This is a genomic window from Streptomyces sp. NPDC039736, from assembly GCF_055596485.1.
Genome location: NZ_JBVIUQ010000020.1, coordinates 29,819 through 43,153 on the forward strand (window position 1 = coordinate 29,819; position 13,335 = coordinate 43,153).

13 protein-coding genes and 3 pseudogenes are annotated in these 13,335 nt (G+C 69.1%); 10 read left to right on the forward strand and 6 right to left on the reverse strand.

From position 1 onward, the window contains the following. Window positions 1-175: 175 nt before the first annotated feature. The 7 genes from casA to cas2e are packed head-to-tail and all read left to right on the forward strand — an operon-like array spanning window position 176 to window position 6,550. Window positions 176-1,795, forward strand: a complete 1,620-nt coding sequence (gene casA, locus ACZ56L_RS35135; RefSeq protein WP_471069226.1) for a type I-E CRISPR-associated protein Cse1/CasA — start codon at window positions 176-178, stop codon at window positions 1,793-1,795. Next, window positions 1,792-2,505: a type I-E CRISPR-associated protein Cse2/CasB gene (gene casB / locus ACZ56L_RS35140; RefSeq protein WP_471069228.1), complete on the forward strand. Its 714-nt coding sequence runs from the start codon at window positions 1,792-1,794 to the stop codon at window positions 2,503-2,505. The genes casA and casB overlap by 4 nt, the downstream gene beginning before the upstream one ends. Before the next feature lie 54 nt (window positions 2,506-2,559). Continuing rightward, window positions 2,560-3,717: a type I-E CRISPR-associated protein Cas7/Cse4/CasC gene (gene cas7e / locus ACZ56L_RS35145; RefSeq protein ID WP_471069230.1), complete on the forward strand. Its 1,158-nt coding sequence runs from the start codon at window positions 2,560-2,562 to the stop codon at window positions 3,715-3,717. Next, window positions 3,714-4,568 carry a type I-E CRISPR-associated protein Cas5/CasD gene (cas5e, locus tag ACZ56L_RS35150; protein WP_471069232.1) on the forward strand — a complete coding sequence of 285 codons (855 nt, stop codon included), beginning with the start codon at window positions 3,714-3,716 and terminating at the stop codon, window positions 4,566-4,568. Before cas7e ends, cas5e begins: the two co-directional genes overlap by 4 nt. Beyond that, on the forward strand, window positions 4,565-5,233 hold the full coding sequence (gene cas6e / locus ACZ56L_RS35155; RefSeq protein ID WP_471069235.1) for a type I-E CRISPR-associated protein Cas6/Cse3/CasE: 669 nt from the start codon (window positions 4,565-4,567) through the stop codon (window positions 5,231-5,233). The genes cas5e and cas6e overlap by 4 nt, the downstream gene beginning before the upstream one ends. 59 nt (window positions 5,234-5,292) lie before the next feature. Next, window positions 5,293-6,210 (forward strand): type I-E CRISPR-associated endonuclease Cas1e, encoded by a 918-nt coding sequence (gene cas1e / locus ACZ56L_RS35160; protein WP_471069281.1) that lies wholly within the window; start codon window positions 5,293-5,295, stop codon window positions 6,208-6,210. A 28-nt stretch (window positions 6,211-6,238) separates the two neighbouring features. Continuing rightward, the gene (cas2e, locus tag ACZ56L_RS35165) at window positions 6,239-6,550 is read left to right on the forward strand and encodes a type I-E CRISPR-associated endoribonuclease Cas2e (RefSeq protein WP_471069237.1); all 312 of its coding nucleotides are present in this window, start codon (window positions 6,239-6,241) and stop codon (window positions 6,548-6,550) included. A 688-nt stretch (window positions 6,551-7,238) separates the two neighbouring features. Here the strand turns inward: cas2e and ACZ56L_RS35170 are convergent. Continuing rightward, window positions 7,239-7,433: pseudogene (locus ACZ56L_RS35170) on the reverse strand (IS5/IS1182 family transposase); the annotation flags it as partial. 409 nt (window positions 7,434-7,842) lie between these two features. Here ACZ56L_RS35170 and ACZ56L_RS35175 point away from each other — a divergent pair. Continuing rightward, the gene (locus ACZ56L_RS35175) at window positions 7,843-8,214 is read left to right on the forward strand and encodes a hypothetical protein (RefSeq protein ID WP_471069239.1); all 372 of its coding nucleotides are present in this window, start codon (window positions 7,843-7,845) and stop codon (window positions 8,212-8,214) included. Window positions 8,215-8,399: 185 nt separating this feature from the next. Beyond that, window positions 8,400-8,630: pseudogene (locus ACZ56L_RS35180) on the forward strand (DnaB-like helicase N-terminal domain-containing protein); the annotation flags it as partial. A 264-nt stretch (window positions 8,631-8,894) separates the two neighbouring features. Here ACZ56L_RS35180 and ACZ56L_RS35185 read toward each other — a convergent pair. From ACZ56L_RS35185 to ACZ56L_RS35205, 5 genes and pseudogenes are all read right to left on the reverse strand, one after another. Then, window positions 8,895-9,170: pseudogene (locus ACZ56L_RS35185) on the reverse strand (hypothetical protein); the annotation flags it as partial. 62 nt (window positions 9,171-9,232) lie between these two features. After that, entirely contained in the window at window positions 9,233-10,282 is a 1,050-nt protein-coding gene (locus ACZ56L_RS35190; RefSeq protein WP_471069241.1) for a PhlD, read from the reverse strand. Window positions 10,283-10,494: 212 nt separating this feature from the next. Beyond that, entirely contained in the window at window positions 10,495-10,992 is a 498-nt protein-coding gene (locus ACZ56L_RS35195; protein ID WP_471069243.1) for an MmyB family transcriptional regulator, read from the reverse strand. A gap of 148 nt (window positions 10,993-11,140) precedes the next feature. Further along, window positions 11,141-11,958 (reverse strand): IS5 family transposase gene (locus ACZ56L_RS35200; protein ID WP_471069245.1). Its coding sequence is split into 2 segments (ribosomal slippage): window positions 11,141-11,616 and window positions 11,616-11,958, totalling 819 coding nucleotides; the frame shifts between segments, so codons are not numbered across the junction. Between the two features lie 40 nt (window positions 11,959-11,998). Continuing rightward, window positions 11,999-12,187, reverse strand: coding sequence for a hypothetical protein (locus ACZ56L_RS35205; RefSeq protein ID WP_471069247.1), 189 nt, complete (start codon window positions 12,185-12,187; stop codon window positions 11,999-12,001). 440 nt (window positions 12,188-12,627) lie between these two features. On the opposite strand from ACZ56L_RS35205, the gene ACZ56L_RS35210 reads away from it, so the two are divergent. After that, window positions 12,628-13,035 (forward strand): hypothetical protein, encoded by a 408-nt coding sequence (locus ACZ56L_RS35210; RefSeq protein WP_471069249.1) that lies wholly within the window; start codon window positions 12,628-12,630, stop codon window positions 13,033-13,035. Window positions 13,036-13,335 lie beyond the last annotated feature (300 nt).

Genomic DNA, 13,335 nt, shown 5'->3' on the forward strand with positions numbered 1-13,335 from the left:
GCTACTTTTTGGCTGCTGTCTCAGCAAGTCGGGCCGCTGACAGGCTTGTTGAGACAGCGTCACCCGCTTGCGCGGGCAGAGGTCAAGCCGCTTCATCCCTCTACGGGCAGCAGGCGGCTCACCCCCGGTCCAGTCCGGGGAACCGCCCCCATTGTGGCCGCTGACAGGGAGTTCCATGTCCACCAGCACCTACAACCTCGTCGACGAACCATGGATCCCGGTGCAGTGGAATCCGGACCCACCCTCCTCTGCGACGGGCACTCGTCCCGACCATGTGGGTCTGCGTGAGCTGCTGCTGCGCTGCAGTGACATCGCTGGCCTCGCTGTTGCTGATGCACCCGCGCACTCGGCGCTGCTGCGCATCCTGTACGCGCTCACCGCCCGGGTGACGGAACTCGACGAGGCGAGGCCGGGCGGCCGCGACTGGGCGGACCGCAGGGCGGACGTTCTGGAGGCGTACGAGCTGCCGGCGGCGGGCATCGAGAAGTACTTCTCCGACTACCGCTCCCGGTTCTTCCTCTACGACCCTGACGGCGGCCGGCCGTGGATGCAGGATCCCCGGCTGGCCGAGCAGTGTGATCCGCAGAACACGGCCGGGGTCAACAAACTGATCGTGACCCGGGCTTCGGGCAACAACCATGCCTGGTGGCGGCACGGCAGCGACGCTGCCCCCGATCTGCCCTCCGCCCCGGAGGCGGTGCTGAACATGCTGGTCTGGCATTACTACGGTGCCTCCGGGCGCTGTTCGGCCCGCGAGGTGGGCGGGGTCAAGAGCGCCAGCGCCACCGCGGGTCCGTTGCGCACCTCGCTCTCCTACCACCCTGAGGGCAACACTCTTTTCGAGACGTTGCTGGCCGGACTGGTCCGCCCGGAGAGCACGGTGCGGCGCGCAAGCGACACATGCCCGTGGGAGTGGGACGAGCTGCGCAACCCCGATGCCGCACCACCTGCACCCTCGGGCCCGTGTTCGCGGCTCACCGCATGCTCGCAGCAAGCCCTGCTCCTGGTGCCGGACGGCGCGGACGGGGGTCGGGTGGCGGATGCCTTCATCACCTGGGCGTACCGCAGCGGGCGCATTCCCCGCAGCGACGATTTCCTGATCTGGCAGATCAGCCAGCAGGGCAACCCGTATCCGCGGCCCGCCGACTCCACCAGGGCGCTCTGGCGGGACCTGGATGCTTTGCTGCTGAAGACCGTGCCCGAGGGGCAGCCGCAGCAGCCGAAGGTGTTCCTCGACGCCCATGAGGTCTCGGCGGATCTGCGGGTGCGGGCGCTGGGTTTCGACCAGGAGGGCCAGGCCAAGGACACCCAGTTCGTCGACAGTGTCACCCCGGCCGTACTGGGTTTCGTCGAACAACACGCACCGCGCACCGCCCATCCGGTGGGCCGTCTGCGGCAGCTCGGCGAGCTGTACGGGTTCCGGTTGCGGCGGGCGGTGAAGCAGGCATGGGCGGACTACACCGGGGACACCAAGACCGGCGGCGGTCCTTGGGCTGCGGAGGCTGCCTCCCGGTACTGGCCGGGTGCGGAGGCCGAGTTCTGGGCCCGCTTCCGGCACCTGGACCGTACCGGAACCGAACTCGGCGCGGGGTTCGACGCCGCCCAGGCCCGCAGCGCCTTTTTGGAACTGGCCCTGGAGGCGTACGAGACGGTGACCCGTCCCGCCACCCGCACCCTGCCCGGAGCCAGGGCCGTCGCGGCAGCCCGTATCGAGCTGTACGGCGGTGCCCGCAAGAACACCAAGCAGCTCACCGGTGGCCCGGCCACCCCCGCAGGCAAGGAGAACAGCGGATGACGTCCACCGCCCCCGAGCAGACCCCGTGGCCCGGCGACGGCATCGTGCCGCGGACTACCGAGCGCCGCAGCCGCCACCACGCCTTCACGGTGTGGGTCGAGCAGTTGTGCGCAAAGGACCCCGGTGCCCGGAGCGCGCTGCGCAGCGGCCTGCGCAAGGATCTGGACAAGGTGCCGCGCATGCACAAGATCGTTGCCCCGTGGCTGCCGGAGACAGGCCGCTCCGTGGACACCGAGCGGGCCTACTACGCCGTCGCCTCGATGATCGCCTCGCAGCCCCGTACGCAGAACACCGAGCCCGCCGCGGACACCCTGCAGGAAAGCCTCACGGTCGCGCCCCGCTACGGGGCCAGTCTCGGCACGGCGTTCGCTGCGGCCGTCAGCACAGGGCCGGACCGGGACAAGAAGATGCGGGCGAACACGGCGGAGCGAAATCTCCACCTGCTGTCCCGCCAGAGCGTCGCTGGGCTGCACCGGCACCTGCCTTCCTCGATCGGCTATTTGCGGGCGTTGGGTGTGCCGGTGGACTGGCCCCAGCTCCTGGGTGACCTGGAGCACTGGCGCCGCCACTCGGGCCGCATCTCACGGCGCTGGCTCCAGGACTTCTACCGGCAGACCGAGAAGCCGCAGCTCGATGCCGCCGACCACGAGGATCAGACTGAGCCGGAGGAAGCGGTACAGCCCGAGCCCGCCGAACCGGCCACCAGCTGAACCTGCCGCCCAGCACACCCGCCCCCCTTTCGCACACGGAGAGTTGAGACCCTCATGTCCGCACCCGCCCGCTTCATCGACATCCACGTCCTGCAGTCCGTCCCCTTCGCCAACCTGAACCGCGACGACACGAACTCCGTCAAGACCGTGCAGTACGGCAACACCCTGCGCACCCGGGTCAGCAGCCAGTCCTGGAAGCGCGCCGTGCGTGCCAGCTTCGAGGACCAGATCGGGCAGACGGCCCTGCGCACACGCCGCATCGGCGAGCGCGTCACCCGCCTGCTGGCCGGTGAGCGCGGCTGGCCGCAGGATCTGGCCGAGCGGGCCGGCGGGCACACGGCAGCGGCCAGCAGCATCAAGTTCGAGCTGTCCGACAAGGCCGTCAACAAGGTCCTCACCAACGCCATGGTGTATGTCCCCGAAACCGCGGTCGGTGAACTCGCGGACCTCGCCGAGGAGTTCCGGACGGAGCTGGAGAAGGCCAAGGACATCAAGAAGGCGAACGACAAGAGCGTCCTTCCCAAGGACCGGGTCGATGCGGTCCTGCGCTCGCGCAACGACGTCATCAACGTCTTCGGCCGGATGCTCGCCGAGGTCGACACCGCCGGGGTCGACGGCGCCGTCCAGGTCGCGCACGCCCTGACCACGCACGAGACCGACGTAGAGCTGGACTACTTCAGCGCGGTGGACGACGTCACCGCTGCCTGGGGGGATTCCAGCGGCAGCGGGCACATGGGCAACGCCGAGTTCAGCGCGGGCACCTTCTACCGGTACGCCACCATCGACCTGCGCGACCTCACCAAGAACATCGGCGACGACCCCCAGGCCGCCCGCGAACTGACCGGGGCGTTCCTGCGGGCGTTCATCCTGTCCCTGCCGCAGGCCAAGAAGAACTCCACCGCCCCGCACACCATCCCCGACCTGGTGCACCTTTCCGTGCGCAGTGACCGCCCGCTGTCGTACGCCGCCGCCTTCGAAAGCCCCGTCGCTGCCGCCCTCACCGGCGGGTTCGCCGCCGCCTCCCGTACCGTCCTGGCCGGTTACGCCGAGGCTGCCCACACGCTGCTCGGCACCACGCATGTGCTGTCCTCCGGCTGGGCCGGCCTGGACACCGAGAAGCTGACCGGGCTCGGCGAGCGGCACGCCTCCTTCGACGCCCTGATCGGTGCCGCGCTGGACGCCGCCCACCGCCCGTCCGAGGCCGCCGCATGAACCCCGCCATCGCGACACCAGAGGCAGGCCTACTGCTGCGGCTGACGGGGCCGTTGCAGTCCTGGGGCCAGCACAGCCACTTCAATGAACGCGACACCGCCCCCTTCCCCACCCGCTCCGGCCTGATCGGCATGCTCGCCGCCGCCCTGGGCCGCCGCCGCGACGAGCCCCTTGACGACCTGACCCACCTGTCGCTGACCGTACGCACCGACCGGCCCGGCGTGCCGCTGCGCGACCTGCACACCGTCGGCGGCGGCCTGACCGGCAAGCAGACCGTCACCACCGCCGAGGGCAAGAAGCGGACCGGTAACACCGCCACCCTCCTCACCCACCGCACCTACCTCGCCGACGCCGCCTTCACCGTCGCCCTCACCACCGACGACGCCCACACGGACCAGCTCGCCGAATGGGAGCAGGCACTGCGCACCCCCCGGTGGCCGCTCTTCCTGGGACGGCGCGCCTGCCCGCCCGAAGGCCCCCTCCTCCTGGGGGCATGCGACGACGCCCTGCACCACCTCCTTCACCTCCCTCTCGCCGCCCCCAAGCCGCACAGCAGCACGCAGCTCGCCCGAGGCATCGAGTTCATCGGCGACCGCCCCCTCGACCGCCTCCCCGTCCCCCCCGGGTGGGATGCTGCGCACGGCCCGGACGGCAACCACCCCGCCGGCCAGATCAATGACCAGCCGCAGTCCTTCCACCCCGCCCGGCGCACCTACCGCACCCGCCCCCTGTACCGGCGCACCCTCACCCTGCCCGCCACCCAGTACGAGGGCCTCGGCACCCACCAGCTGACCGCCCTGCACACCTACCTCACCACGCGCCTGAACTCCCCGGAACGGAGCCGTCCATGACCGTGTGGCTCACCCGCATCGTCCCCGACCTGCGGTCAAAGACGGCACGCCGCGACCTCGGCAACGCCCAGAGCATGCACCGCCAGCTCATGTCGTTCTTCCCCGACCACGCCGGGCCCGACCCCCGCGCCCGCTACAACGTCCTGCACCGCACCGAAACCACCCCCACCGGCGTCCACATCCTCCTCCAGAGCACCCACCAGCCCGACCTCACCGGTCTGCCCGACGGCTACGGCACCCACCAGAGCCGCCCCCTCGACACCCTCCTGGCCGCCCTCCAGAAGGGGCGCACCGTCAACTACCGGTGCACGGCCAGCGCCGTCCGTAAACCCGGCGCCACCACCCGCGCCCTCTACAATCTCCCCGCCGTCGTTCCCCTCAGCGGCACCCACGCCGACCAATGGTGGCTGCGCCAAGCCGAAAACGCCGGCCTCACCCCCCTCACCCTCCACTCCCAGCCCCTGGACGCCGCCACCGCCCTACGCGGCCAGCGCGGCTCCGGCACCGAACAACGCGTACGCCACGCCCGCACCCAGTTCGACGGCACCGCCACCATCACCGACCCCGACAAACTCCGCACCGCCCTCACCACCGGCATCGGCCGCGGCAAGGCCTACGGCTGCGGCCTCCTCAGCCTCGCCCCCGCCCGTACCAACGCCGCATGAGCCCCTCCCCGCGCCAGAGCAGCAACGCACGGCGCCGACTCGCCGCCCCCACCGTCGCGATGCTCCCGCGCATCGCCGACTCCCTGTCCTTCCTCTACCTCGACATCGTCCGCATCCACCAGGACGACACCGGCGTCTGCGCCGAAGTCACTAGCGAACGCCGCGGCACCGAGACCGTCTACCTCCCCACCGCTGCCCTCAGTTGCGTCCTGCTGGGCCCCGGCACCTCCATCACCGCCCGCGCCCTGGCCACCTTCGCCCGCCACAACACCACCGTCCTGATCACCGGCTCCGGCGGCGTCCGTTGCTACGCCGCCGCCCTCCCCGACTCTCTCTCCACCACCTGGCTCGAACGCCAGACGCGGGCCTGGACCGACGACACCCAGCGCCTCGCCATCGCCACCGCGATGTACGAAAAACGCTTCGGTACTGGCACCGTCCCCAAGGGCACCAACCTCACCCAACTCCGCGGTTTGGAAGGCCAGCGCATCAAAGCCCACTACCGGCTGCTCGCCCAGCAATACAAGATCGGCCGCTTCCGCCGCACCTACGACCCCGCCTCCTGGGACACCCAGGACCCCGTCAACCTCGCCCTCTCCTCAGCCAACACCTGCCTCTACGGAATCGTCCACGCAGCGATCCTCGCCCTGGGCTGCTTCCCCGCCCTCGGCTACGTCCACAGCGGCAACCAGCAGGCCTTCGTCTACGACATCGCCGACCTGTACAAAGCCGAACTCACCATCCCCCTGGCGTTCTCCCTCCACGCCTCCACCGACCCCGAAGCGGAAGCCCGGCGCTCCTTCCGCGACGGCCTGCGCCTCTTCGCCCTCCTCCCTCGCATCGTGACCGACATCCAAACGCTCCTCGACCCCACCACCCCACGCGACACTCCCGACCCCGAAGAGCAACTCGTCGACCTCTGGGACCCCGTCACAGGCACTATCCCTGGCGGCACCAACCACGCCACCCACCCCTGAACACCCCTCGACGAGGATCCCCGCCGCCATGGCCTCAATGATCGTCCTCTCCGCCACCGCCGTCCCCGACCACCTCCGCGGCGCTCTCACCCGCTGGCTTCTCGAAGTCACTCCCACCCTCTACATTGGCACCGTCTCCGCCCGCGTCCGCGATGAACTCTGGGCCTCCGTAGCCGCCTGCACCCAGGACGGCATGGCCGTCCTCGCCTACCCCAGCGATAACGAACAAGGCTTCCAACTCCGCACCGCAGGAACCCGCCGCCGCCATCCCATCGACTTCGACGGGCTCACCCTCATCGCCTTCCAGCAAGAAAGCAAAGAAACAGCAAACCCCTCCTGAAAGACCAGGTCGCAAAGGGTCCTCTCCGCGCGAGCGGAGGTAACCCGCCTTCCGCGACGACGATGTCGTCCACGGCGAGGTCCTCTCCGCGCGAGCGGAGGTAACCCGACCAGCAGCGCGAGCACGAGGGCGTTCAAGCTGTCCTCTCCGCGCGAGCGGAGGTAACCCGGCGACGGCGGTGACGTGCGCGGGCAGGTTTGGGTCCTCTCCGCGCGAGCGGAGGTGACCCGCACCTGCAGGTTCGTCGCGACGGTCAACGAGCGGGTGCAGGGCGCGAACGCCCGCGCCCTGCACGTCCTGGTGCCCGCGCCCGTGAAGACCGGCTCTACCTCGACGGCCCTCACCCCGGTCCCGGCCATGTCCGCCGTCCCGGTGGAGCGCCAACCGCCGCCGGGCGGATACCGGCGCGCGGTCGAGGCGTACCGCCAGGCCGCGCCGCTCTCCCGGGGGGACCCGAACATCGCGGCAGCGGCGGAGCGGCAGACCGCCGCGATGCGGGAGCTGTCCTGCTGGGCGTTCCTCGAGCCGCCTGTCGTGCCAGACGATGCGCCGGCCCCGATCGATCAGGCCCGCATCCAGTGTGCTTCTGCCGTGCGCCTGGACGCACGGAATTCCGACGTACTTCCAGGCCGACCTCGTCGCGGCCTTCCCCGTCAGGGTCGCGGGTTTCGGGCTGGTACTTGGCCGTGTCCGCGTAGAGCTTGTCAGGCTTGCGCCGTCGGCGGCCGCGGCGCGACCGGATGGGCGGTATCCCGCGGACGAGGAGCTCCAGGGCCTGGCTGTCATGCAGGTTCGCGCCCGAGATTACGACGGACAGGGGCAGACCGGTCCGCTCTGTTCCCCTACGACGGTCCCCGCCGCGCCCGACCGCCGTGGGAGTCGGCGTCCGGACGGGCAAGCCTGAGCCGACCGTCGGCGTCCTCACCCGTTCGGGTGAATCAGTGCCCTGTGGCTTCGGCCGGGGTCGTCGTACCGGTTGGCATCCTGCCCGGTTGGTGGTGTACTGCCGACCACCGCCCGCTTGCCGGAGCCACGACATCGGACGCGGGGGCCAGGACCGCGCGGGCCCGCTCCCGACCCTGCCCGGCGGCTGCTGCCGGAGACCGGGGCGCGCTGTCCGGTACGTCGCCGAGCGGGCGGGCACGAAGCCGCGCAGGGCGCTCTCGGGCGGACGGGGTGGAAGCGGCGGCTCCGGCCGAGGCGGCGGCCGACTGCCTGGAGCGGACCGTGACGTACGGGCCGGGGCCCCGTGACGGCGGGGCGCGGCGGCGCAGGCGAACGAGGAGGGACCCATGACCGGAGTACGAAGGACACGACAGCGCGTCGCCCGGGTCGCGGCCGCGCTCACGGCCGTTGGCGGCCTGCTGCTGGCGGCCGCGGCGCCCGCGAGCGCCGAAGTGAAGTCCACCTGCGGCACCTACATCTGCGTCGCCACCGCGTACCAGGGCCGTGACTACGTCCAGGACATCACCGTCACCACGAGGGACGGCCTGCCGGGGACGCTGCGTGCGTTCGTCGGCGACTACCGGGGGAGCAGGGCGAACGTCTCGCGGTGGAGGTTCGTCGTCAACCGGGAGATCAGGGCGTATCCGAGGCTCGCCGTCTGCGGCGGCCTCGACCGCGGCGGCCGGTTCATCGAGAACCACTGCGTGATGATCCCCTAGACCCGCTCGGGTGGTCATCGGTGGTGAGTTCGTCGGTGACCATGACGTCGTCGCCGTCGCGAGCCAGGAGGCACCTGTACGCGGCGACGGCCCGGCCGACCTACCGCTGCGCCCCCCAGTCGCTACGCTGACCTGCGGTGCACACAGAGGCACCCCGGCCCTGGGCTGACGTGTGGAGAAGCCCCGTGGCTGAGGACGACCTACAGGCGGGGCAGCCCCCTCACGACCTGGCAGCGGAGAAGACCCTGCTGCGTGCGATGCTGCGCTCGGTAGACGACATCTCCGACGTCGTCGAAGTTCTTGTGGGCGACGACTCCTACCGTCCAGTGCACGAACTGATCTACTACACCGTTCTGGCGCTCTACGCTCGCGGCGAGACGGCGGATGCTGTCACGGTCGGCACCGAACTCGTCAAGCGTAAGGGTCGGGCAGGGCGAGTGGTACCTGTTGAAGAACGTCTCGACGATGTCGTCGATAGGAATCGATTCCCTTCCGCGCACGCGGTTCATGTCGATCTGCCGGACGGCTGCCTCTGGTCGACGAGCTGGGGGATCTGTCAGATAGGCGTTCATGCGAGGCCAGTCCTGCTGTGCCGAGCCTATGCTCTTGTACCAGGCGACCCCGCGGGTATTGCAGGGCAGGCAGAGGAGCCCGCGCACGCACTTCGGGCAGCCGGAACAACAGGCATGATCGTGGTTAATTTGCCAATACGTGTGGCTTTCAGGGGCGTGATCTCCTGGGCCGTCTGTGCAGATCGCGCACCCGTCCTGCTGCACACGGAGGATCGCGTTGATCTGCCAGAGCGTCAGTCCGTAGGCCCTGGCTCGAAGATCTGCTGCTGAGCACATGCGGTGTGCAGTAGCGGAGCCTCCCTCTGCATCGATTGGCAGCGTGCAGAATCTGCAGTCGTGCTCTTCCGGTTGGTCATCCCACCCTGGGATATGTGGCCCTGTCATGCCTGGAATCTAATGGGGATTACTGACAAGCAGGTTGAGCAGAGAAGAGCTTCTGTCACTTTTCACTCCGCCCAGATCCCGCGCAGGGCGGCGGTGCAGAACCCAGGCCCGAACGCGGCTATGGCCCCCGTCGATCCGTCGGCGGGGGGATTGTCGTGGGTGCGGCGCAGGACGTCGAGGACGGCGATGCCGCCGAGGTTGCCGTTCTCGGCGAGCGAGGCGTGGGAGTGGTGGGCATCGTTGTGGTCGAGGCCGAGACCGGTGGCGACGTCGGTGATGATGCGGGGGCTGCCGGGGTGAATCACCGCGAAATCCAGAACCTCTTGGGGGTCGAGCCAGTCCAGGAGGTGGGGGAGGACGTCGCCGGCGGCTTTCGCTGCGGCTTTCGTAGAGTCGAAGTGCAGGCCGGTGTGGTCGAGGCGCCCGTAGTAGCGGTCGGTGGAGGCGGGGAGGGTGTACTCCCAGGTGTCGTCCACGCGCAGGCCGGGGCCGAGCGGGTCGCTGGTGACGAGAACGGCGCCTGCGGAATCCCCGAACAGGGCCCGATAGATGATCGCTTCGATGGATGTGTCGTGGGGGTTGGTGCAGACGCTGGATATCGCTTCGGTGATGACGACGAGAACGGTGGTGCCGGGGCGGGCGGTAACCATGTCGGTGGCCCGTATGAGGGCTTGGGCACCGCCGGCGCAGGCGAGGGTGGTCAGGGCGAGGTGGCGGACGTCAGGGCGCAGGCGCAGGTTGTTGGTGAGGTGGACGTCCATGTTGGGGATGCCCCAGCTGGTGGTGTGGCTGGTGATGACGGCGTCCACATCGGCGGGGGTGAGGTGGTGGTCGTCGAGGACCTGCCGGGCGGCTCGTTCGCCCATGGCCAGGGCGTCGTTGAAGGCGGTGGTGGTGCGTTCGGTGACGGTGGCGTCGGTGCTGAGGCTGTGGTCGTTGAGGGGGCGGGTCAGGTAGCGGGTGCGGACGCCGCAGTTCGTGACGACGCGGAGGAACGCGCCGAGACGCGGGTGGTCGTGGTGGCGTCGTTGGAGGTCCTTGAGCAGGTGCTCTGTGGTGACCTGGTGGTCAGCCAGGACGACGGCGGGGCGGCTGATGGAGGTGCCGGTCATGGTCTGCTCCCACTGGGTTGAGGTTGGGGGCACCGTGGGGGTGGCCACAACTTACGTGAGAGTTGGCCAATATTTCCTGATGGGGAAAGAGATTGCCTGGTCGGCCGTCTGACCGCCGGTGCGGGGGTGGGCGGGGAGCCGGGAGGCTGGCTGTTTCTTGCTGGTGGGGGCCGGGCCGCGGGGGCCGGGCGCCGGCCCCTGGGCCGGGAGTATTAGGCGCGGAGCATGGGGGTGCGGCCGCCGTGCTCGGATCCCGGCTGGAATATCAGCACGATGAGGCGGGCTCCGGGGGCGGACATGGGCTGGGCGGCGCACATGGTGACCCAGCCGGGTCCGTGCTCGGGGTGGTTGACGGGGCGGATGTCGCCGTCGGGGTGGATGTAGGCGACGTCCTGCTCGTAGAGGGGGCCGGTGCGAGGGTCGGCCATGACGTCGGTTTCGATGTCGCGCAGCACGGTGTCGTTGGGGCGTGCGGCGAGGGCGGTCCGCAGCTGGGGCAGGACGAAGGGCGCCCAGTCGGTGGCCCAATTCCCGAGGGTTTTACGGGCGTCGGGGTCCAGGAGCATCCACCGTAGTGTGTTTTCGGGGGGTGTCCCGCCCGGGAAGAGGGTGGCGAACGCGGTGTTGTGGGCGGCGAGTTGCCAGGAGCAGTCGGTGACGTACGCCATGTGGGAGATCCCGTCGACGGCGTCCTGCCAGGCGCCTGGCACCTCCTTGCCGGAGCGGGGGTAGAGGGGTGCGGGCGGGTCGGAGGCGCGGGCGTATCGGCACAGCGAGACCCATTCCTGTTCGTCGAGGCGGTACAGGCGGGCGACGTCGGCGAGGAGGTCGAAGGGCGGGTTGGTGTAAGACGGTGTCCTATGTGGTGAGTCGGACGAGTCGCTTGTAGCAGCAGAGGGCTGCGGCGAGGCCGAGAAAGGCCAGGTAGTTGGCGGGTTGGCGTTCGTAGCGTGGGCTGAGCCGGCGGTAGCCGGTCAGCCACGACATGGTCCGCTCGATAACCCACCTGCGACGGCCGAGTCGTTCGCTGGACTCGATGCCCTTCCGGGCGATGCGGACGCCGATGTGCTTGCCCCATAACCAATTACGCAGGTGGGGCACGTCATAGGCTTTGTCCGCATGCAGTCGCTGGGGCTTGAAGTAGCGGCCCCGGTGGGGGTCGTGTCGCGTTTGGTGGCCGGCGACCATGGGCTTCAGGGCGAGGCTGTCGTGGACGTTCGCGGCGGAGAGGCCGACGACCAGGGGCAGTCCGTTCGCGTCCGACAAGACGTGCATCTTGGAACCCGGCTTGCCCCGGTCCACGGGGCTCGGACCTGTGTGTTCGCCCCCTTTTTAGCCCGCACGTGCGCGGAGTCCAGCACCACACGGGAGACATCGATGAGGCCGGCATCGTCGAGACGGTGCACCACCGTTTCGTGAAGTCGGCCCCAGACGCCGGCTCTCGACCAGATCATGAAGCGGCGGTGCACCGTGGACTTCGAAACCCCGAAACATGGTGGCAAGGCCCGCCAAGAACAGCCGCTGACCAGCACGTAGATGATCGCCACGAACAGCGTCTCATCAGGTGTGTCCTGTGTGCCGCCGCCTTGCGGCCGCACTTTCGATGCCGGGGTGAGGGGCTTCGCGATCTCCCACAGCCCGTCCGGGACAATCCAACTCCACGTTCCCTGACCCATGTTGAACAGGGATACCCAGCACCCCCACATAGGACACCGTCTAAGTGCCGGTCTCGAGGCGGTGGTAGACGCCGTCGGCGCGGTTGATGAGCCGGTCGACCTGGGACTGGGAGAGGCCACGGGCGCGCTGACCCTGGCGTTTGGCGATGTGCATGAACCCCATAGTTTCGGGGTCGATGCGTTCCCTGCGTGCTTTCAGGAGTGCTTTCAGGGCCTTCTTGTTGGTCATGCGGTTTCCCCCGCTGGCGAGTTCGGTGTGGGGTGCAGTCTATTTATTCGTACAGGAATTGTTCCGAGGATCTGTACGAAGAAATGGTCAAGGGGGTGCGGCATCATCATGCGGGCGGGATGCTCCTGCCATCGATGACACGAGGTGGGAGCGCTCCAAGCAAATCGGGCGTTTCGATTAAGTAAGGAATGTCTGATTCGCTGGTTCGTCCGGCGGGAAGGGGTAGGGGCGATCAGTCATCGTTTTCTGCTATGGCGGGATTGCAGCACGACGGTAATTTGCGGCAGCCCCTTCCCGCCGGGCGAATCAAAAGGGTTGGCCAGCCGGTAACCCGGGTCAGACCACAGCCGCTGGGCGTGTGTGGTCCGGCGGCAGCATCGGCTTCAGGAGATGGGCACCACCGGACCACTCCTGAGGATGTCAGGTACCACTGACAGCCCATGGCTGCCCCGGCCGCCGGCGGATCCGTCCTCGCCCAGTTCGATGCCATCCTCGCCGCAGCCGTCCCCGAGCTCGCCGGGCGTGTGCAGGCGACGGCGTTCGACGCGGACACCGGCCGCCTGGACGTCGTCCCCGACGCCCCAGCCGTCGGCACGAAGCTGCGCTGGAGCGCCCTGAAGCTGATCGCATCGGCCAACGAGCGGGTGCAGGGCGCGAGCGTCCGCACCCTGCACGTCCTGGCTCCTGCGCCATCGAAGGCGGGCCCTGTTCGATCGGCCACCGCCCCGGGCCCGCAGCAGACTGTGCCTGCCGTTGCGGTGGAACGCCGCAGGCCGCCTGAGGGGTATCACCGTGCGATCGCAGCGCATCGCCAGGCAGTCCGGTCCTCTTTGAAGGCAGCTCAGTGATGCCGGGGCCCGCGAAGATGCGGACCGCCCACGGGGGGCCTGCCCTGCCGCAGGCGTCCGGAGGCAGCACCTTAGGTAGGTGTTGCCGGCGGAAGAAGAGGTGCTGGCCTGTGGCGGCGGGGTGGGTGCCGGTGTCGACCGTGTCGGGTTTGGCCATTACATTTCCGAATGGAGGTTCGAATTTTGTTGTGGCAAAAGGTGACTGGAAGCTTACGAATATCGAGCTGCGGGGCCCGGTTCCCTGTGTGGGCGGGCATCGTTGGGCAGCACAGCGCGTCGGCGGTATCGCGGCGGTGCGGG

What these genes read in the sequence shown, in the direction of transcription:
- casB (WP_471069228.1), top strand. Translation starts at nt 1,792, where the DNA reads ATGACGTCCACCGCCCCCGAGCAGACCCCGTGGCCCGGCGACGGCATC.
- cas1e (WP_471069281.1), top strand. Translation starts at nt 5,293, where the DNA reads ATGCTCCCGCGCATCGCCGACTCCCTGTCCTTCCTCTACCTCGACATC.
- ACZ56L_RS35190 (WP_471069241.1), bottom strand. Translation starts at nt 10,282, where the DNA reads ATGACCGGCACCTCCATCAGCCGCCCCGCCGTCGTCCTGGCTGACCAC.
- cas6e (WP_471069235.1), top strand. Translation starts at nt 4,565, where the DNA reads ATGACCGTGTGGCTCACCCGCATCGTCCCCGACCTGCGGTCAAAGACG.
- ACZ56L_RS35210 (WP_471069249.1), top strand. Translation starts at nt 12,628, where the DNA reads ATGGCTGCCCCGGCCGCCGGCGGATCCGTCCTCGCCCAGTTCGATGCC.
- casA (WP_471069226.1), top strand. Translation starts at nt 176, where the DNA reads ATGTCCACCAGCACCTACAACCTCGTCGACGAACCATGGATCCCGGTG.
- ACZ56L_RS35175 (WP_471069239.1), top strand. Translation starts at nt 7,843, where the DNA reads ATGACCGGAGTACGAAGGACACGACAGCGCGTCGCCCGGGTCGCGGCC.
- cas2e (WP_471069237.1), top strand. Translation starts at nt 6,239, where the DNA reads ATGGCCTCAATGATCGTCCTCTCCGCCACCGCCGTCCCCGACCACCTC.
- cas5e (WP_471069232.1), top strand. Translation starts at nt 3,714, where the DNA reads ATGAACCCCGCCATCGCGACACCAGAGGCAGGCCTACTGCTGCGGCTG.
- ACZ56L_RS35205 (WP_471069247.1), bottom strand. Translation starts at nt 12,187, where the DNA reads ATGACCAACAAGAAGGCCCTGAAAGCACTCCTGAAAGCACGCAGGGAA.
- cas7e (WP_471069230.1), top strand. Translation starts at nt 2,560, where the DNA reads ATGTCCGCACCCGCCCGCTTCATCGACATCCACGTCCTGCAGTCCGTC.